14 protein-coding genes are annotated in these 18,702 nt (G+C 54.1%); 13 read left to right on the forward strand and 1 reads right to left on the reverse strand.

Features of this window, described 5'->3' with window-relative positions; translation table 11 throughout:
- Positions 1-246 precede the first annotated feature (246 nt).
- From C1N60_RS06140 to C1N60_RS06200, 13 genes are all read left to right on the forward strand, one after another.
- On the forward strand, positions 247-780 hold the full coding sequence (locus C1N60_RS06140) for a DUF3304 domain-containing protein (protein ID WP_058785602.1): 534 nt from the start codon (positions 247-249) through the stop codon (positions 778-780).
- Positions 768-3,218 (forward strand): T6SS phospholipase effector Tle1-like catalytic domain-containing protein, encoded by a 2,451-nt coding sequence (locus tag C1N60_RS06145; RefSeq protein ID WP_394521517.1) that lies wholly within the window; start codon positions 768-770, stop codon positions 3,216-3,218. Before C1N60_RS06140 ends, C1N60_RS06145 begins: the two co-directional genes overlap by 13 nt.
- 18 nt (positions 3,219-3,236) lie before the next feature.
- Entirely contained in the window at positions 3,237-3,494 is a 258-nt protein-coding gene (locus C1N60_RS06150; RefSeq protein WP_058782050.1) for a PAAR domain-containing protein, read from the forward strand.
- A gap of 77 nt (positions 3,495-3,571) precedes the next feature.
- Complete coding sequence (locus C1N60_RS06155) at positions 3,572-4,630, forward strand: hypothetical protein (protein WP_081317651.1); 1,059 nt, start codon at positions 3,572-3,574, stop codon at positions 4,628-4,630.
- A complete protein-coding gene (locus C1N60_RS06160; RefSeq protein WP_394521518.1) occupies positions 4,614-8,054 on the forward strand; it encodes an ImcF-related family protein in 3,441 nt (1,146 codons plus the stop codon). The genes C1N60_RS06155 and C1N60_RS06160 overlap by 17 nt, the downstream gene beginning before the upstream one ends.
- Positions 8,051-9,652, forward strand: a complete 1,602-nt coding sequence (tssA, locus tag C1N60_RS06165) for a type VI secretion system protein TssA (RefSeq protein ID WP_394521519.1) — start codon at positions 8,051-8,053, stop codon at positions 9,650-9,652. Before C1N60_RS06160 ends, tssA begins: the two co-directional genes overlap by 4 nt.
- 41 nt (positions 9,653-9,693) lie before the next feature.
- Positions 9,694-11,448, forward strand: coding sequence for a type VI secretion system baseplate subunit TssF (gene tssF / locus C1N60_RS06170; RefSeq protein WP_394521520.1), 1,755 nt, complete (start codon positions 9,694-9,696; stop codon positions 11,446-11,448).
- On the forward strand, positions 11,412-12,497 hold the full coding sequence (tssG, locus tag C1N60_RS06175; RefSeq protein WP_394521521.1) for a type VI secretion system baseplate subunit TssG: 1,086 nt from the start codon (positions 11,412-11,414) through the stop codon (positions 12,495-12,497). The genes tssF and tssG overlap by 37 nt, the downstream gene beginning before the upstream one ends.
- Entirely contained in the window at positions 12,475-13,020 is a 546-nt protein-coding gene (gene tssJ / locus C1N60_RS06180; RefSeq protein WP_127834381.1) for a type VI secretion system lipoprotein TssJ, read from the forward strand. The genes tssG and tssJ overlap by 23 nt, the downstream gene beginning before the upstream one ends.
- Positions 13,020-13,475 carry a type VI secretion system baseplate subunit TssE gene (gene tssE / locus C1N60_RS06185; protein ID WP_394521522.1) on the forward strand — a complete coding sequence of 152 codons (456 nt, stop codon included), beginning with the start codon at positions 13,020-13,022 and terminating at the stop codon, positions 13,473-13,475. The genes tssJ and tssE overlap by 1 nt, the downstream gene beginning before the upstream one ends.
- Before the next feature lie 52 nt (positions 13,476-13,527).
- Positions 13,528-13,917: a YdcA family protein gene (locus C1N60_RS06190; protein WP_072217051.1), complete on the forward strand. Its 390-nt coding sequence runs from the start codon at positions 13,528-13,530 to the stop codon at positions 13,915-13,917.
- Between the two features lie 124 nt (positions 13,918-14,041).
- Complete coding sequence (locus C1N60_RS06195; protein ID WP_394521523.1) at positions 14,042-15,352, forward strand: VasL domain-containing protein; 1,311 nt, start codon at positions 14,042-14,044, stop codon at positions 15,350-15,352.
- A gap of 306 nt (positions 15,353-15,658) precedes the next feature.
- Positions 15,659-17,215: an HNH endonuclease family protein gene (locus C1N60_RS06200; RefSeq protein WP_394521524.1), complete on the forward strand. Its 1,557-nt coding sequence runs from the start codon at positions 15,659-15,661 to the stop codon at positions 17,213-17,215.
- Between the two features lie 1,135 nt (positions 17,216-18,350).
- Here C1N60_RS06200 and C1N60_RS06205 read toward each other — a convergent pair.
- On the reverse strand, positions 18,351-18,548 hold the full coding sequence (locus C1N60_RS06205) for a helix-turn-helix transcriptional regulator (RefSeq protein WP_136546037.1): 198 nt from the start codon (positions 18,546-18,548) through the stop codon (positions 18,351-18,353).
- Positions 18,549-18,702 lie beyond the last annotated feature (154 nt).

The following is an 18,702-nucleotide window of genomic DNA, read 5'->3' on the forward strand; positions in this document are numbered from 1 at the left end:
ATTTCCGGCTCAGGGGCGTCTACCCACCAGGGCTGCGCTGGTTGGCGCAAACTGCGCGCTGCAGGACAGCCACGAGCTTACCTGGCGGCAGGACTGTGCATATCAGCCTTTTTTCGACAGAACCGGCAATAACCTTAATCACGATCTGGTTTTTATTCCTCTTCAGTAATGCTCAGCCATGCCATCCCGAAAAGTCATGGCTGAGCAAGACGCACGTCATCCGTTTCTTCATCAAAGGAATGCAAAATGAAAATACGACATTACCTCGTGGTACTGGGTGCCCTGCTGCTGGCGGGCTGTAGCCAGCCGGTGGCAAAGGCGGAAAACCGGAACGGCGGCGGTGGGATTATTGTCGCCATCAACCACACCAAATGGGCGATCAACCATTTCAGCGTCGACGGTCAGTCTGGCATCGATGCTATTGGTCCGTATCAGGGCGGCGGCGGGGGGTGCTGCTATGGCGTGCCGGCGAAATGGCGACCGGGTATGACGGTGAAGGTCGACTGGGAAACGGGGGTGGGCGGCTCAAAGGGTTTTCCCGGCTTTGCAGATAGAGAGAAGTTCAAAAAATGGAAAAAAAATATGCAGGCCCAGAATAAGCAGCACAGCGCGGTGGTACCAGTACCGGATTATACGGGGCAAAAAACCTGCGGGATCACGGTGCACTTTCTGCCCTGTGATGAGGTGAAAGTGACGACCAGCTGTGTAAGCCCCGGCCGGCCGGGGTACCCAATCAACGAGCCATTGCAAATGCCGGAGCCGAAAGTATGTCCAAAATAATTACCGATTTGGCATGGTTCCCGCCAGCGTTTCCGGCTCAGGGGCGTTTGCCCACCAAGTCTGCGCTGGTTGGTGCAAACTGCGCGCTGCAGGACAGCGATGAACTGGCCTGGCGGCAGAAGCTGTGCCTGGCCGCCAGGCGGCGCGTGGAGCCTCCCTGCTGTAAAACTTTACACATCAGCCTGTTTTTTGACGGCACCGGCAATAACCTCAATCACGACTTATATATTGCTGACCCAAAGCACCCCACTAATATTGCCCGCCTGTTCCGCGCCACTATCGGCCAGGGCTATGCCGGAGGGCTGGCAGATAAAACAGCGGAGCTGCTGGATGCCAGCGGCAGCGGCGATGACAAATACTACAAATATTATATTCCCGGCGTCGGGACACCTTTCCCCGAGGTGAACGACCTGGATTTCAGCATGATGGGGCTGGCGGCGGCGACGCACGGGGAAGACAGAATCAACTGGGGCCTGCTGCGGATTATCGATGCCCTGAAGCGGACAATGGGCCTGGATACGCTGTCGGACGACGAAAGCTGGAAGGCGGTGGAAAAAATGGCCACCTCTATGGCGTCCTTTGGGCTGACCGGCGCTGCCAACCGTTTTGAGACCTTCCATAGCCTGCTGAAAGATATGGCACCAGAGCTGCAAAAGGCTCTGGTACCCACCGAGCCCGGAAAGCCAAAGCTGTTGGGAATCAAGCTGTACGTGTACGGCTTTTCCCGCGGCACAGCGGCAGCACGAGCTTTTGTCCGCTGGCTTAGCGAACTGCTGCCAAAGCCTGAGGAGGGAAAAGACAAACCCGAGCAGTGCCTGGCAGTGGGCGATCTGAAAATTTCGCTCAGTGTGGAGTTCCTGGGCCTGCTGGACACGGTGGCCTCGGTGGGCGTGGCGCATATCGCCCCGGTGGCGGAAGGGCATATGGGCTGGGCAGACGAGACCCAGGAACTGCCGGCAGAGAAGATCTACGGCGGCTTGATTAAAAAGTGTGTCCATCTGGTCTCTTCCCACGAGCAGCGGCTGTGTTTCCCGCTGGATTCGATCCGCCGTCCGGATGGTACGTATCCGGCGAACAGCCAGGAGGTGGTTTATCCGGGAATGCACTCGGATTTAGGCGGGGGATATCCACCGGGAGATCAGGGAAAGGCCAATGGTGATGGCGATAGTTTGCTGTTGTCACAAATTGCTTTAAATGAAATGTACGCCGCTGCTTTTGAATCAGGTGCCCCTCTAAAAGTTCCAGAGGATAGTTTACCTGAGGATCTTAAAACTCAGCGCTGGAGGGTAATGGATGCCGATAGAGTCTTAGAATTCGATATTGATACTGCTTTAGTCAATCGTTTCAACGCCTGGCGCGAGCTTACCCTCGGTCTGAGTTCGTCCACAGTCCCGATTCTCCCCGAACAAGCCGCAATATACGATCCACCGCGCGCGCCGGTCAGCCTGGAGAAAGCCCTTGAAGATCAGATGGGCTGGATCACCGCCTGGCGTATTAACCGCTATGCCGGGGGAACCTACAAGACCCAGCGCTTCTATGTCGATTCGGCGGCAAATGGGCTGGATAAAGACAGCGATCCGCTGGTCAGAAAGCAGTCTGAGGATGACTGGAAAGAAGCACAGAAAAAAGTTGACGATGCTCGTAAGGAAATAATTGCCGAACATAAACCTGAAGATGGCTTCCTGATGCTCCCGCCGGGGCCAAAGGATTTCGACGCCGCGCTGGGGCAAACCCAGCTGCGTCAGGCCGCAGAGGAGTTCAGAGAGGATTACCACGGCCTCTCCCGGTCGGGTACCGGTAACTGGATTTTTACTGCGGTTGATTCAATGAGTAACGCCATCTTCCTGCTGAATAACGATAATGAGTATGGCGAATGGCTCAGCATGAAAACCGCCGGAGACGATCGTATAAAAATGCTTTTCCCGGCGGCCGGCGAAGCGAGTAACGCCACTGAACCAGGCGGGCTGGTGCGGGCACTGTTTGACGATCAGATCCACGATTCCCGCGCGTGGTTTATGCACAACGCCTTCGGCTCCCGCGAACCCTGGGGCAGCTATTTCCTTTACCGGATGATCTATTTCGGCAGCTGCAGCAGTAAGCCAATGACGCCGTTGATGATTGCCGGAGCGGTGGTGGGCGTCGCGACCCTTGCCGCAGGCGCGGCCGTTATCATCAGACAGAAAAGCGCGAAGGGCAAACTCGCGGGGCTTGCCGGTACCGCGGGTGCCGTTTACCTCGAAACGCAGGCCATCGATCTGCTTTCCGGCAAACCGCTGCCAATGCTGCCCAACGCTGCACAGCTGCAGGCGCCAACGATGGAGCCAGGCACAGTGGTGGCTCAGCAAACGCAGCTCATCAGCGATCAGCGGCTGGCACTGGCAAAAACGATGATTGAGTCCAGCTGGGCGGAAAATCTTAAGGCGACCGTAACGGCCTGATTCAGGGAAGGATGAAGGATGAAAACAGTGATACGCGAGGGCGATACCCTGCGGGAGTACGGTGGGAAAGTGCTGGGCGGGCATTATCTGTGCTTCGGGAAAGGGATCGCCTGTAAAGGCGATGCAGTGAAGTGCAATAAACATGGCATCACGGTCATCAGTGAAGGCAGTTCGTTATCGGAAGTGGACGGACAGCCGGTGGCGCTGCATGGTCATCGTTGTGCCTGTGGCTGCACGCTGGTGAGCTCTTTTCCCGATTGCGGCATTGAGCTGTGAGACCATTCCCGGAGTATCCACCCTACCGGGTGGCGCGCGCCCCTGACGGCAAGCGATGGCTGTCAGCGGGGGCGCTGATGGTGTTGCTGTGCGGGGGAGGCGGCGCGCTGCTTCATCCTGCCGGGAGCGGTGCCGGACTGGTGATAAAAGGAATGACAAGCGCGGTGATTCTGATGGGCGTGCTCTGGTTAATACGCCTGCTGTATTACCGGACGTCGGCCCATAACGCCCGGTATTACCAACAACTGGTTGAGCAGCAGCAGCAGGCCTGGTGGCAGCGGCATCAGCACCGTTTCGCGCTTAGTGAAATGGTGCTGCTGGGCCCGGCCGGGACCGATTCGCCACACTGGTTGCGGCTGCTAAAGCGGGAGCATCGGGTTCCTGAGATAAAAAATGAGTCGAGCGGGAAAGCGCTGCGTATCGGTCGAACGCTGGTCGATACGGTGGCTGAACGCGAGGCTTTGCTGGCAAAAATGCTGGTGCTGCAATGGCGGACGCAGCGTGCAGATTCCTCTCTGCCACGCTTATGGCACTGCTACTGGCAGGGTTCTCTGGATGCCTGGCGTGCATTCTGTAGCCAGATGCAGGTTTCATTTCCGGACGTGGCGCTTCCTGAAAAACCGGAGACATGGCAAGGCGAAGAGACGTTGTCTGCACTTGCCGCAACGGCTCAAACGCTCCCTGAAACAGAGGCCATTCTGGTCGCCGGGTGTCATTCAATAGCTGCCTCGTTTAATTCTGCGCAGCCTGCCGGTGAGTCCGCTGCACTGTGTCTGGTCGCGCATAAAGGGCTGATCAGTCTCACCCGGGGGGAAGTTTACGATATCGCCGGGAAAGAGGTTTTAACCGCAGTCTGCGAACGAGCGGAGCAGCAAAGCGACCTCGAAACGCCGCATGACACCTGCATCCTGTTCTCACAGCCGGCGCTGCCCGCCCTGGCGCAAAGCGGCTGGAATGTGACCCATCACGTTCAGGACCTCAACTGGGGGAACCCCGGTGATATGGAAATGCTTATCGTGCTGATTCTGGCGGCTCTTTACGCAAAAAATTATCAACAACCCTGCGGCTGGATAGCCAAAGATCCTCTACATACTCTCGCTCTTGGAATTATTAAACCTTATGGTGAAGGAAAATAAACCCGCTGAATTTTCGGTGTTTGCCACGGCGGTGTTGTTTGTTGCTACTGTCACGCTACTTGTGCTGGCAGGTGGGTTACTGTGGTGGTATTGGGGGGAAGATCTCTCCACGGAATGGGACGTGATACGTCGAATCATGACGGCCTGTTTTGTTGTCTGGGGAGTGTCGCTCTGCGTACTGGTGCTGGGGTTTATCGCTTTTCATTTAATGATTCGGGAAAAAGTGATGGGAGAGGCTTCTTCCAGACCGGTCAAAAATAAAAGAACGCTCCGTCTGCCGCTCAGGGCGGACATCAGCAACCATCTCCGTCGTCGTTATAGCCTCTTCTGGCGAAGTAAAGTCCGCCTGCTGTTAGTCACAGGCGATGAAAACGCCATTGCTCAGTTGGTGCCCAACCTGCAAGCCCGCCAGTGGCTGGAAGGCAACCGCACGGTCTTGATTTACGGCGGCAGCCTGACTGCTGAATCCGATAAGGAAAAATACACCGCGCTGCGTAAACTGCGCCGCGGGCGCCCGCTGGACGGGATTGTCCGCGTCATGCCGCCGTCGTTTAATCTGACTCCGCAAATCAGTGACAACGATTTACGCGGTCTGGAAAAAATCAGCGAACTGCTGCGCTATTCCGCTCCGGTTTATTTGTGGCAGCTGTGCGACAGCGCCTGGTCGCAGGCAAAACGCACTGAACAGACGGTAGGGGCGACTTTTCCCCTGCGTGCTGAGCCTGACGATATTTGTCGTCAGCTTGAACGGATGCTGTCGGACCTGCGGACGCAGGGGGTGAGTCAGGTCGCTGAGAACAACGGCCACGACTTCCTGCTGCGCCTGGGCCAGCACCTCAAACACGGCGGTATCGCCCGCTGGGCTCAGCAACTGGTGCCATGGCTGACAGCCTCCCAGCAGCGCGTTCCGCTGCGAGGTCTGATGTTCAGCCTGCCGGACAGTCACTCTATTCATCCGACAGAGGGAACAGCCGACGCTGAGAAATATATCCCACAATCACAACGCCATGCGCTGACTTTGCCGGAGACCTGGCAGGGTATCGTGGACGACTGTATCCGTGTTCGTGGCCGCCGAGTCGGTATGGCGTGGGAACAGACGCTTGCCTGGACGCTGATGGCCATCATGGGTATCTGGGGCGCGGGAACGCTGCTGTCGTTCGCGGTCAACCGTCAGCAGATCGTTTCTGTTGCTGAGCAGGCCCATGCCCTGGTGGAGCATCCTGCGGTATCGGATGAGCAGCTGACGGCGCTGCATACGCTGCGTAATCATGCCGGCCGCCTGCAGCATCGTATTCAGGAAGGCGCTCCCTGGTATCAGCGCTTTGGCCTGGACCATAACCCGCAGCTGCTCGAGGCATTGCTGCCCTGGTATGGCGTGGCGAACAACCGCCTGATCCGCGATCCGGCCAGTGCTGCGCTGACTAAAAAACTCAATGCGCTGGCGAATTCCGAACCGAACAGCGATCGGCGCGCTCAGCTGGCGACGCTGGGCTATGACCAGCTGAAGGTCTGGCTGATGATGGCGCGTCCGGATAAAGCCGACGGCGCGTATTACGCCCAGACCATGAAAGCTGTGCAGCCGACGCGAAAGGGCATTTCAACCGGTCTGTGGCAAAGCCTGGCGCCGGATTTGTGGGCTTTCTACATCAACGAACTGCCCGGGCAACCACAGTGGAAAATTACCCCGGATGCGCAGCTGGTGAGCCAGAGCCGCCAGGTGCTGTTGCAGCAAATTGGCCGGCGTAACGCCGAAAGCACGCTGTATGAAAACATGCTCATATCGGTGCGCCGTAACTTTGCCGATGTGTCGCTGGAAGACATGACCAGCGGTACTGATGCCCGCCGCCTGTTCACCACTGATGAAGTAGTACCGGGCATGTTCACCCGTCAGGCGTGGGAGGGCGGTATTCAGCAGGCTATCGAAAAGGCCGCCAACTCCCGCCGGGATGAAATTGACTGGGTGCTGAGTGACAGCCGGAAAGCGGTCTCTTCAGATCTGTCGCCGGAGGCCCTGCAAGCACGCCTGACGCAACGTTACTTCACCGACTTTGCCGGTAGCTGGCTGAGCTTCCTTAATAGTCTGCGACTTAATCCTGCGAACAACATCGCAGACGTTACCGACCAGCTGACGCTGATGAGCGATGTCCGCCAGTCGCCACTGATTGCCCTGATGAATACCATTGCCTGGCAGGGGCAGACCGGCCAGCACAGCGAAAGTTTTTCGGATTCCATTATCAAATCGGCTAAAGATCTCGTAAGCGGACAGGACAAGCCAGCGATTGACCAGTCTGCATCAGGGCCGCAGGGCCCGCTGGATGACACCTTTGGCCCGCTGCTTCAGCTTTTAGGTAAAAACAAAGGCAGCAACGTTATGTCGGCGGATACGTCACTGAGCCTGCAGACGTATCTGACCCGCATCACCCGCGTGCGCCTGCGCCTGCAGCAGGTGGCCAGCGCCTCTGATCCGCAGGCAATGATGCAGACTCTGGCGCAGACCGTGTTCCAGGGCAAAAGTGTGGATCTGACCGACACTCAGCAGTACGGCAGTCTGATTTCGGCAAGCCTGGGCGAAGAGTGGAGTGGTTTTGGCAGCACGATGTTTGTGCAGCCTCTGACTCAGGCCTGGGAGACCGTGCTTCAGCCGTCGGCGGCGAGCCTGAATGATAAATGGAGCCGCTCGGTTGTCGCCAACTGGCAAACTGCCTTTGACGGACGTTTCCCGTTTGCCGCCAGCAAAAGTGATGCCTCTTTACCCATGCTGGCTGAATTTGTGCGTAAGGACAGCGGGCGTATCGAGCGCTTCCTGACGACAGAGCTCAACGGAGTGCTGCACAAAGAGGGCAGCCAGTGGGTGCCGGATAAGGTCAACAGCCAGGGGCTGAGCTTTAACCCGGCGTTGCTGCGGGCGATTAATCAGCTGAGCCAGCTGTCAGACATTCTGTTCACCGATGGCAGCCAGGGCATCAGCTTTGAGCTGCAGGCGCGTCCTGTACCGCAGGTAGTGGAAACCCAGTTGATTATTGATGGACAAAAGCTGCATTACTTCAACCAGATGGCCGACTGGCAGAGCTTCCGCTGGCCGGGTGACACTTACAAACCGGGGACGATGCTGACCTGGACCTCAGTCAACGCCGGTGCGCGTCTGTTCGGGGATTACAGCGGAACCTGGGGCTTTATTCGCTGGCTGGACCAGGGCAAACGCCAGCAGCTTGACCGCAGCCAGTGGATGATGAGCTTTACTGCCCCGGACGGTCGCACTTTGCAGTGGGTGCTGCGCTCACAACTCGGGAAAGGTCCGCTGGCGTTGCTGGATCTGCGCGGTTTCACGCTGCCGGATCAGATATTCAGTGTCGACAGCGCGGCCACCGCGCAGGCGCTGATGGCTAACATCGCAAACAGTGACATGGATGAGGTTGAGGAATGAGCACACTGCAGAATCTGGTCACCGCCTGTCAGGCTGACGAAACTCAGCTGCGGCAGCAGGCCCAGGCACGCACGGAAAACTGGCAGCCCTGGCTTGCGCCGTTAAGTGATACCCCTCCGACCGGTGAAGACCCGGGCTATGATGATGATTTTCAGCGTATCCGCGAAGAGGTCAATAAACTCTCCGGCATTGATACCGGGTTGATTTGTACGCTTGCCGAAAAACTGCTGACCACTGCGGCCAAAGATATCCGCATTGCAACTTATTATTGCTGGGCGCGCCTGCACCAGGACGGCGAAGCCGGTTTTGCCGAAGGACTTGAGCTGCTGGCGGGATTGCTGCAGCGCTATGGCACGCAGCTTCATCCTCAGCGCGAGCGGAGCCGTAAACCGGCGCTGGAGTGGCTCGCAGGCTCCCGCGTTCTGGACAGCCTGTCACTCTGGCCGGAAGTGATTCGCGACCATGCACTGCGCACTGCCGGTGCGCTGCTGCTGTTGCGCGACAGCCTGGATACAGAGCCGGAAGCATCGCGGCCAGAGCTGAATGCCTTGTACAGCGCGCTGGAATCCCGCCTGATGAAGGCCGGTGGTGTGGATGCCGTGGTACCGCAGAACGCAGGTGATAAGGCTCCGTCACAGATCTCCACGCCTGTGACGGAGCCAGATGCGCCAGTGCTGAGCCGCATCACCTCCGGTCAGGATTTACTGGCCCAGGCCCGCACCCTGACCGGATATCTGCGTGAGCAACCCGATGGCTGGCTTGCCGCACACCGGCTGATGAAAAGCCTGCGTCATGACACGTTGCACAGTATTCCTGCGCCGGATGCACAAGGGAAAACCCGTATAGATCCGCCTCGCGCAGACCAGCGTGCCATGCTCAAACGTCTGTATCTGCAGCAGAGCTGGGGCGAAATACTGGAGCAGGCAGACAGCGCCTTTTCGCGTGGCGCTAATCACCTCTGGCTGGATTTGCAATGGTATATCCACCAGGCGCTGATGAAATCGGGGCATGAGGTGCTTGCCGGGATCATCGCAGCCGACCTGAAAGGGTTGCTGCGTCGCCTTACCGGGCTTGAAACCCTGGCCTTTAATGACGGTACGCCGTTTGCCGATGAAGTGACGCTGAACTGGATAAATCAGAACGTACTGGACGATATGTCCGGCTGGCGGGATGAGCCGGTCAGCGCCGCCAGCACGGATGACAACGATATTCTGGCGCTTGAGCCGGAAGCGCTGGATAAAGCGGACACCGACGGTCTGGATGCCACGCTTCACTGGCTACAGACACGCCCGGGCACCGACTCGACAAAAGACAGATGGTTGCTGCGTTTGCTGATGGCCCGCGTGGCCGAGCAGAAGGGCAAAAATGAACTGGCCCTGCATCTGCTGGGAGAGCTCGACAGTGCCGCACAGTCAATTACCCTCACGCAGTGGACACCGGCATTGCTGTTTGAAGTGAAATCGCGCCGCCTCAGACTGCTGCGCATGAAAGCTACACGCAGTGAAACTGATAAATCACGGTTACAGCCAGAGATGGACCAGCTTCTGGCGGGTCTGATTGCGCTCGATCCGGCCAGCAGCGCAGTGCTTTGCGGTTAAAACGCCAGGCATACCTTTAAAACACACATATTCAGGTTTTTATGGATGATTTAACCCTGCGTTACTACGACGCTGAAATGCGCTACCTGCTGGAAGCAGGTGAAGAGTTTGCCCGTGCTCACCCCGAGCAGGCGGCAATGCTCAATCTCGATAAAGCAGGAGCGCGCGACCCGTACGTGGAGCGACTGTTCGAGGGCTTTGCCTTCCTGATGGGCCGGCTGCGCGAGAAGCTCGACGACGACCTGCCTGAACTGACCGAAGGGCTGGTCAGCCTGCTGTGGCCACATTACCTGCGTACCATTCCGTCAATGTCGGTGGTCGAGTTCACCCCTGACTGGCGCGAGATGAAAGAGCCGATGCGCATCGTCAAAGGTTTTGAGGTGAACTCGCGGCCGATCGGCGAGAAGGGCACGCGCTGCCGGTATACCACCACCAGAGAGATGACGCTTCAGCCGTTGTCGCTGGAACATGCCCGTCTGTCGACTGACCCTGACGGGCGTTCGGTTATTACTCTGCGTTTTCACTGCAGTGACCTCGCTGACTGGACGCGCATCGATCTGAGCTGTATTGCGCTGTATTTCAACGCCGACGCGCCGCTGGCCTGTGCCATGCATGAAGCCTTCACCATGAATGTCGACCGCCTGTGGCTGCGCCTGCCGGGTGACATCGACACAAGGCCGCTCAACGGGTATTTCACCGCGCTGGGCTTTGGCGATAACGACGACCTGTGGCCGAAGGGCAGCAGCAGCTTCAGCGGCTATCAGCTGTTGCTGGAGTATTTCACCTTCCGCGAGAAATTCATGTTCACGGGCCTGCGTGGGCTGGAGACCGTGGTCTTTCCGGCTGAACTCCCCTGGTTTGAAATCGACGTGGTGCTGGCGGAGCGCTGGGAACATGACTTCAGCTTTACCGAAAAGCATCTGCGCCTGAACTGTGTGCCGGTGATTAATCTGTTCCCGCTGGAATCTGACCCGCTGACGCTCAACTCCCTGCAGACCGAATACATGCTGCGCCCGATGCGCGTGCAGGATGGTCATACCGAGATTTATGCGGTGGATTCGGTGATGTCATCCAGCCAGCATAGCTATGTGCCGTTTTCGAGCTTTCGCCATAAAGGCGGCATGATGCGCCATCAGGCCCCCGAATATTACTACCACACGCGCGTACGTCGCGGTCCGTCCGGTCTGCATAACACCTGGCTTATCCTCGGCGGTGAAGCGTTTGATAACCACACGGTGCCGGAAGACGAGAGCCTGTCGCTGACGCTCACCGGCACCAACGGCCAGCTGCCACGACGAGCTCTGCAGAGCACGGTGCTTGATACGGTGATGAAAACCACCTCAGCCAGTATCGCCGTGCGTAACCTATGTGCGCCGACACTACCCTGTTATCCACCGGCGCAGGACCGTTTCCACTGGCGCGTGCTGAGCCATCTCGGCAGCGGATTCCTGTCGATGATGGACAATGCCGACGTGCTACGCGGGACGCTGGCGCTGTACGAATGGACCGACAGTGAGATGAACCGCCGTCGGCTGGAAGCCATCATTGACGTTAAGCACCGCGAAACCGAGCGTTTCGAGCAGGGCTATCTGGTACGCGGTGTGCAGATTGAGGTGACGCTGGACAGTCACGGCTTTGCCGGGCGCGGCGACATCTGTCTGTTCGGCGAGATGCTGAGCCGCTTCTTTGCGCTGTATACCGATATCTATCTGTTCAACCGCCTGATTATCATCCTGCAACCGACTGGAGAGCGCCTGGAATGGGAAGAGAAGCACAACCGCCGCATTCCCGGCTGACCCCGCGGCTGGAAGCCGACCTTCACCGCATCAACTTTTACCGCTTATGCCAGCTGCTGGAGAAGCGTAATCCTGGCAGGCCGCTGATGGGTTCGACCAGCCACCCGGCGGATGACCCGGTGCGGTTTGCGCCACATCCGGGGATGGGATTTCCGGCCAGCGAAATAAAGGCTGTCGAATATGACGAGGAGGATGACAGCAAGCCACCGCTCATCCGCACGACCTTTATGGGGATGTACGGGGTTGATTCCCCCTTGCCGACCGCCTATCTCGACGACATCACTCAGCGTCGCGAAGGTCACGAAGCGCTGCAGGGTTTTCTGGATATCTTCAGCCACCGTATCCTGACGCAGTTTTACCGTATCTGGCGTAAATACTCCTACCCGGCCACATTTGAGCCCGGCGGTACTGATACTATCTCGCAGTCACTGCTGGGTCTGGTGGGACTTGGGATACCGGGCACCGCAGAGCACATCGCCACCCCGGTGTCCCGATTTCTGGCGCTGCTGGGTGTGCTGCAGCAGCCAGGTAAAACCCAGGAGGGGATGCAGGCCCTGGTGAGCCTGCTGGCACCCGACACGACGGTGCAGGTGAGCCCGTATTGCCTGCGACCAGTGGCAGTCAGCCAGCCGCTGGGCTTTTACGGCGATGACGATTTTCTGCTGGATGGCAATACACCGCTGGGCGAAGATGCGATGGATGCCAACAGCCAGTTGCTGATTGCTCTGTTCACCGATAACGAGCAGGAATCACAGGGCTGGAAACCGGACGGCCTGCTGTATCAGGACTTTCTGGTGATGCTGCGGGTGTATCTCGGCTGGCGCTTTAAAGCAAAAATCACCCTGACCACCCGAACCCGCCTGCTGGTCGCGCCGCCGCTCGGTGAAGGCCCATTCTGGCTGGGGATGAATGGCGTTCTGGGCGCGCAAGACGAATATCTCCCGGAGGATTTTCCGCAGACCTTTACCACGGAACTGGGTTATTACGCCGGGCTGGAGCCTGCATCATCACAACAAGGAAACCGACGTGTTACGTACAAGTTTGATTAAATCCGCATGCTGGCTACCTGCGCTACTGGCATTCAGCCTGACGGGCTGTGGGGTGACGCAGGGTATCACCGATGGCACCAAATCGGCATTTAACGCCGTGTTTTACAAAAAGATTAAGGTGCTGCACCTGGATTTCACCGCCCGTGAGGCGCTGAACACCGATTCCCGTGAAAGTAATTCGCTGTCTGAGCCGGTGGTTATTCGGGTCTGGCAGCTGAAAGACCGTAAAACCTTCGACAAAACGGTCTATCAGCAGCTACTCCGGGATGGCGACACGATCCTGAAAGCCGATCTGCTGGCAACCCGGGATGTAGTGGTAAAACCTGGCGGTGATGCGAACCTCGATATGCCAATGGAAGAAGATGCGCAGTTTGTCGCCGTGGCAGGGCTGTTCCGCCATCCGGATAGAGTTAACAACACCTGGAAGCTGGTGATAGGGCGTGAAGACCTTGACCCGGATAAGCCGCGCATTCTGGAAGCCGGTAACAACCATTTGACGCTACAACCGCTCAAGGACGACTGATGCCCCAGGGACATAACACACCTTCGCTGTATGAAATGCTCACCGGCAACTTCACCGGCGGCCTCGACCTGCATCAGGTCAGCGAACAGAATCAGGTGATTTTGTCCGTGCTCGATAACATGCAGCGCATCCTCAACTGCCGCGCCGGCACGCTGGCGCATCTGCCGGACTATGGTCTGCCCGATATGACCAAAATCCTGCAGGGCATGCCGGGTACTGCCCATGAGCTGATTGGCACCCTATCTGCTGTTCTGCTCAGGTATGAGCCACGCCTGAAGAGCATCAGAGTGGTGCTGCTGGAGCAGGCGCAGCCCGGCGAACTGCGCTACGCGATTGATGCGGAACTGAAGGGATTCGGTCTGTTGCGGTACGGCACTGAGTTTATGCCGGAGGGGCGCGTTCTGTTGCGGCATCTCAGGCAGCAGCAATATCTTGATGGTAAAGCGCAAATCTAAGCGGCATTATTACGAACGAGGCTGAATAATAAAATAACACATGGATTTGAATATGAAAAAATTGATACCACTGTTGGTTTTTAGCTTATTAGTGACTCTGCAGGCTGAAGCAGCCAGAGGCAGAAAACCCTGTTCTGGTGCAAAGGGTGGTATTGCACACTGTACCTCAGATGGACGTTTTGTCTGTAATGACGGAAGCCTGAGCCAGTCGAAGAAAATTTGCTCCAGGTATGATTCGTCAGAAAGCACGCAGCAGGCAAAATCACCGCTTAACAGCGGAAAAACGCAGACCAAAAAGATCGCCACATCAAAGAAACAGCCACAGCCAGTGGCTCAGGATCAGAACGATTTGCTACCACGAAAACCAACCTGCGCCCCGCTTTATATGGCCAGCAAACCCGGCTATACGAATTTACCTATTTGCACCGGTAATCAATATTAATTAAGGCGGGAAGGGGGGCGGTAAAGAAATATTTGCATCGTTCATCGCTCAGAACAGGCAGAAAACCAAACTGCATAATTAATTATCCTCCCACGCTGTACATACCTCACAGAGACAATAAGTCATGAATGACATGCTTGCCCGTCGGATTAAAACCGGCAGCGACCCGCGTAAGCTGCCGGATTATGCTGCTCTGCGTGAAGAGCTGAGCAAATTGACCCATCCGGCACGGCCGGATATAGACTGGCTTTACGTTGAACAACGCTGCCTTTCTCTGTTCGAACAAAATGGAGTGGAGTTGCAGACCGCGGCCTGGTACACGCTTGCCCGCCTGCAGCTGGCTGGTTTGGTCGGATTGAATGAAGGTCTGGCGCTAGTGGAAGCGTTGGTGAGCCATCAGTGGGGGGCGCTGTGGCCGCAACCGATTCACGCGCGCATGGATATTCTCACCAGCCTGAGCCAGCGCGTGCAGCAGCAGATGCGCCCCCTTTCCCTGAATTATGACGATCTGAGTCAGCTTTATCGTGCTGAACAACTGCTTACCCGCCTGGGGACCGTGTTACAGCGGCTGGAGCTTAAACATCTTAGCCAGCTTGATACATTGCGTGCTCTGATGCACAACAGTGCCGCCAGGCTGGAAAGCCGTGACGGTGCGACCAGCGACATCTTGCCCGGTACCACGATAGATAGCGGGGCGATATCTGCACACCCGCATGAAACGAAAACTTCGCATAGCGCCAGATGGGTGTATGTCGCGCAGCAGCAACATCAGCCAAAGATTAAGGTGCAGACAGCGGCAACGGCCCGCGGTAATCATTGGCAATTTTTCAGTGCTGGGATGTTTACCATGCTGCTTATCAGCGTAGTCGCGGTGGGCGGCTGGCAATATCTGCACCGGCCCGATCCACTGCAGGCTCAGCTCGTGGCATCGCTGGCTCCTGTGCCCGCCACACTCACGTCACAGCAGCAGGATGTGCTGCGGCAGCGGACGTCCATACCATCAGCCTTGATCGCCGACACGCAGCAGCAGTTATCTCGTCTGGAACAACTCGCGCCCGACTGGAATATTGCGTATGGCCAGCAGCTGGTGGAGCAGGCGCAGGCGCTGTGGCCCGAACAGACGGGTTCGTTATCTGCGCGGTGGCAGTATCAGCTTGAGGCCAGCACGTTGCCAGCGCAAAACCTTGCGGCCTGGCATCAGGGGATGATGAAGCTGGCACAGTTAAGCGAGCGGCTGAATGGACTGGATGAGCAAAAAGGCAAATACATCACAGTGAGTGAACTGAAGTCCTCAGTATTTGGCATGATGACCCGTTTTCAGCAGGCTGAGCCCATCGAGGAACAATTGCGGCAAATTCACTCGCTACCAGCCAGTGCGCCCCAGCGGCAACAGCTTATCCGCCAGCTCGAACAGCACCTGCGATCGCAGATTTAGACCTTGTGGCAGATGAAAAACAGCATTGAGGTTGCAGAGCTACCGGTCAAATGATCCAAGCGTAGACCCGCACAGCGACTTCTTAATCCGCAACCTGCGCCGTAAATCCACTGGAGGCTCGGGTGGAGATAGTGAATTGAAGAAAGGTGAAACTGAAATAATTTCTTGATTAGTAAACCGGAGGGAGTGTGTAAAACCGTTTTTGTCAGTTATGCTTAAGTTATTCTCACTAGCTACAACTCATTGAGAGTTTTGTTAATCAGTTACTATCTTTCAACAAGTTTTTCTTATTAGCATGGAGAGGTTATGGCAAGTAGAGCAATATTGGTTAATTTAGATGCGATGATTAAGCGTGCGGATTTTGCAACGGAAACTGAAGATGAAACAACTTTTGATACCATAAATAGCATTTCGGTTAGAGATTTAAATGATTTTACTGCTATTCTAAGAAAGCCTGACTTCCAAAGAGAGACTAACCACTGGTCACCAAATCAAGTGGTATCAATGCTAGAAAGTTATGTGACAGGTGACCTTATTCCAGCTGTTATCTTATGGAAAAGCTCATATATATTTGTAATTGATGGCGGACATAGGTTGAGTGTCCTTAAAGCCTGGATTGAGGACGATTATGGTGATGGCCCTTTGTCAATTAAATATTTTGGAAACGAAATATCAAAAGAGCAAAAAAACATTGCTGAAAAAACTAGGCGTCTCATTAATGAAAAGGTAGGGAGTTGGGCGCATTTTAAGCAGAGACTTTCTGATGAGGAAATCTCGCCAGCAGAGCGAAATAAAATCACAAATATTTTAACTCGTGGTCTAACTATACAATGGGTTAAAGGAAATGCAGACAAGGCTGAGAGTTCATTCTTTAATATAAACATGCAAGGGACGCCATTAGATGAAGTAGAAGAGTTATTATTAAAAAATAGGCATAAACCTACTTCTATCTCAGCACGAGCGGTTATTCGAGCAGGTAAAGGGCATCGTTATTGGTCCGCTTTCAGTAAAGAGTATTCTGATAAAATTGAAAACGAAGCTTACAAGTTGCATTCAATACTTTTCGACCCGGATCTTAACACGCCTGTTAAAACTTTAGACCTGCCATTAGGCGGAGCTAGAGGTGTCAGAGTAGCCATACAACTATTAATAGATTTTATCTTAATCGCCAATCGTGATGTTCACGGTAATCCTAAATCATTAGACAAACAATCTGATGATAATGCTGGTGATAAAACGGTACAATCTCTTAAACTTGCAATAGATTTGGCCGATAGAATAACAGGGAATGGAAATGGTAGTTTAGGTCTACATCCGGCTGTATATTTTTATGGTCCAACAGGTAGGCATACTAGCCCAATGTTTCTAGGGACTGCTTCATTAATTGCTGATAAAATAAAGTGTAATGATAAAGATTTCTTTAAAAAATTCACATCAGTAAGGTCTAAGTTAGAGCACGTTTTAGTGAAGGACAAAGAACTAATTTCGATGATTATACAAAAGAATAGTTCGAAGGTAAGGGATGTTAAATATAAAGATTTTTTAGATAATCTAATTAAGAAACTGCATGATGAAGAAGATATTACAGAATCAGAGTTAATTAAGATTGCTGGATTGCAGGGTAAAATTGTGGCAGGTGACTTCAATACTGCTAATAAGAAATTTTCAGATGACCAAAAGAGTAAGGTCTTTATCAATGCGGCTCTCTCATCTGCAATTAGATGTTCTATTTGTAATGGTTACTTGGATTCGGCAAAATCTGTTTCTTACGACCATATAGTAAGAGTTAGGGAAGGTGGTATTGGAAGTGGAAGCAACTGTCAACTTACTCATCCATATTGCAATCAATCCGTTAAAAATTAAAATTAGCCCTTTAATTAGGGCTGTTAATTATTACATATGTACTCCAATGAAATATTTTTAGCCTTCAATTATTGCGCATCATTATAAACTCACCTTGCGGGATTCTTATTAATATACGCAAGTTGCATTTCATTCTAAGTGCTTTCAAAATCGTGTTCATTATATGATGCAAATTGTTCCCCGTTAGCCATCCATGATAGTCAAACCTCTTTATCATTTTATTGATACTGGCATCACTCATTGGCTCTCTAACGTAGTTCATGCCATAAAAACATGTTCGTATTTGCCTGGTAACTCCTTCAATTCATTCAAATGCTATACTGCCTGAGACGAAAGCAGTACCAAATGAGAGTTGTGCTTATTCATTCGCCATTTCGCGATTTCCCACAGATCGTTAACCAAATCAAACTCACACCACGAAACCTTACTAAATTCAACGCTGCGAACACCAGTAAGCATAAGTAACTGTGTAGCGTATTTAGTCAGTGAGCTTCCCTGATACCCTTTAAGCGCTTCAACGAAAGCTGGAATCTCTGTCTGTGTCAGGAAAAAAGTAGTTCTGATGGGGCCTGTTTAATGTGATAGCTATATCGGGCGCAAAATTATATTTAGCTCTGCCCGTTACCCCAGAAAAGTTAAAAACTCCATCGCATTGGCGGCGGATCTTGCTCTAACGTAACACTGTCCTCAATTTTTTACAGGACGGTCAATCATTCAAGTGGCTGTTCGCTTGATAAGCCATTTCTGAATCGCCAGCCCTTAGGTCATTGGGTTCTATTAGCAGTGATAAGCATGCGCCATTATTGAAGGGGCATAGCTTTAGTACGCGTAGTCTGGGTTTGGGTATCGATGGCAACATATGTGAATAGAAAAAAGAACGAACCGGGTTTTACGCAAAACTATACATATCCGCGTAAGGATTCTATTAGACGTTAGCAGGCAAAATATGATAACGAAAAATGATTATCTTCTTGAAATGCAAGGCTTTTTAGATGCGGCAGGATGATATGAAATAAAAGATGGTGTCCCCTGCAGACATCATTTCTGCTGGACAGTTATATGATATGTAAGCGGTTTTCGAGTTCAGAAAATGGGCTGTGCCCGCAATTATGCCCACAATGAAACAGGTGTACGTTCAGGCGTCTGATTTTCGCGAAAATGACGCCTTCCAGCGCCGATATTCCTGGTATTCCCACCGGGACACCCGACCATACTTACGGGGCGGTGGCAGTCTGCCTTTCTCGATTTGCTTGTAGAAGTAGCGGTCGGTAAAGCCAGAATCCTGCATCATAAATTTCATGTCAATCAGTGAATCGTCACGAAGTTCCATCATTTTTCTCCTGGTATTAAGTCTGCCGGTCTGTTCACGATCCCCCGGAGCAGGACTGCCGGATACAGGGGCCGTCAGAAACGGTGCCCGGCATTAAAACCGGGCACCGGCTTCAGCGGCTGATGAGCATGGCCATTACGGATGAGGCCACTGCCAC

The sequence above is a fragment of the Pantoea sp. SGAir0184 genome, from assembly GCF_043544755.1.

What these genes read in the sequence shown, in the direction of transcription:
- tssF (WP_394521520.1), top strand. Translation starts at nt 9,694, where the DNA reads ATGGATGATTTAACCCTGCGTTACTACGACGCTGAAATGCGCTACCTG.
- C1N60_RS06205 (WP_136546037.1), bottom strand. Translation starts at nt 18,548, where the DNA reads ATGATGGAACTTCGTGACGATTCACTGATTGACATGAAATTTATGATG.
- tssE (WP_394521522.1), top strand. Translation starts at nt 13,020, where the DNA reads ATGCCCCAGGGACATAACACACCTTCGCTGTATGAAATGCTCACCGGC.
- C1N60_RS06200 (WP_394521524.1), top strand. Translation starts at nt 15,659, where the DNA reads ATGGCAAGTAGAGCAATATTGGTTAATTTAGATGCGATGATTAAGCGT.
- tssA (WP_394521519.1), top strand. Translation starts at nt 8,051, where the DNA reads ATGAGCACACTGCAGAATCTGGTCACCGCCTGTCAGGCTGACGAAACT.
- C1N60_RS06195 (WP_394521523.1), top strand. Translation starts at nt 14,042, where the DNA reads ATGAATGACATGCTTGCCCGTCGGATTAAAACCGGCAGCGACCCGCGT.
- tssG (WP_394521521.1), top strand. Translation starts at nt 11,412, where the DNA reads ATGGGAAGAGAAGCACAACCGCCGCATTCCCGGCTGACCCCGCGGCTG.
- C1N60_RS06190 (WP_072217051.1), top strand. Translation starts at nt 13,528, where the DNA reads ATGAAAAAATTGATACCACTGTTGGTTTTTAGCTTATTAGTGACTCTG.
- C1N60_RS06140 (WP_058785602.1), top strand. Translation starts at nt 247, where the DNA reads ATGAAAATACGACATTACCTCGTGGTACTGGGTGCCCTGCTGCTGGCG.
- C1N60_RS06150 (WP_058782050.1), top strand. Translation starts at nt 3,237, where the DNA reads ATGAAAACAGTGATACGCGAGGGCGATACCCTGCGGGAGTACGGTGGG.
- C1N60_RS06145 (WP_394521517.1), top strand. Translation starts at nt 768, where the DNA reads ATGTCCAAAATAATTACCGATTTGGCATGGTTCCCGCCAGCGTTTCCG.
- C1N60_RS06155 (WP_081317651.1), top strand. Translation starts at nt 3,572, where the DNA reads ATGGTGTTGCTGTGCGGGGGAGGCGGCGCGCTGCTTCATCCTGCCGGG.
- C1N60_RS06160 (WP_394521518.1), top strand. Translation starts at nt 4,614, where the DNA reads ATGGTGAAGGAAAATAAACCCGCTGAATTTTCGGTGTTTGCCACGGCG.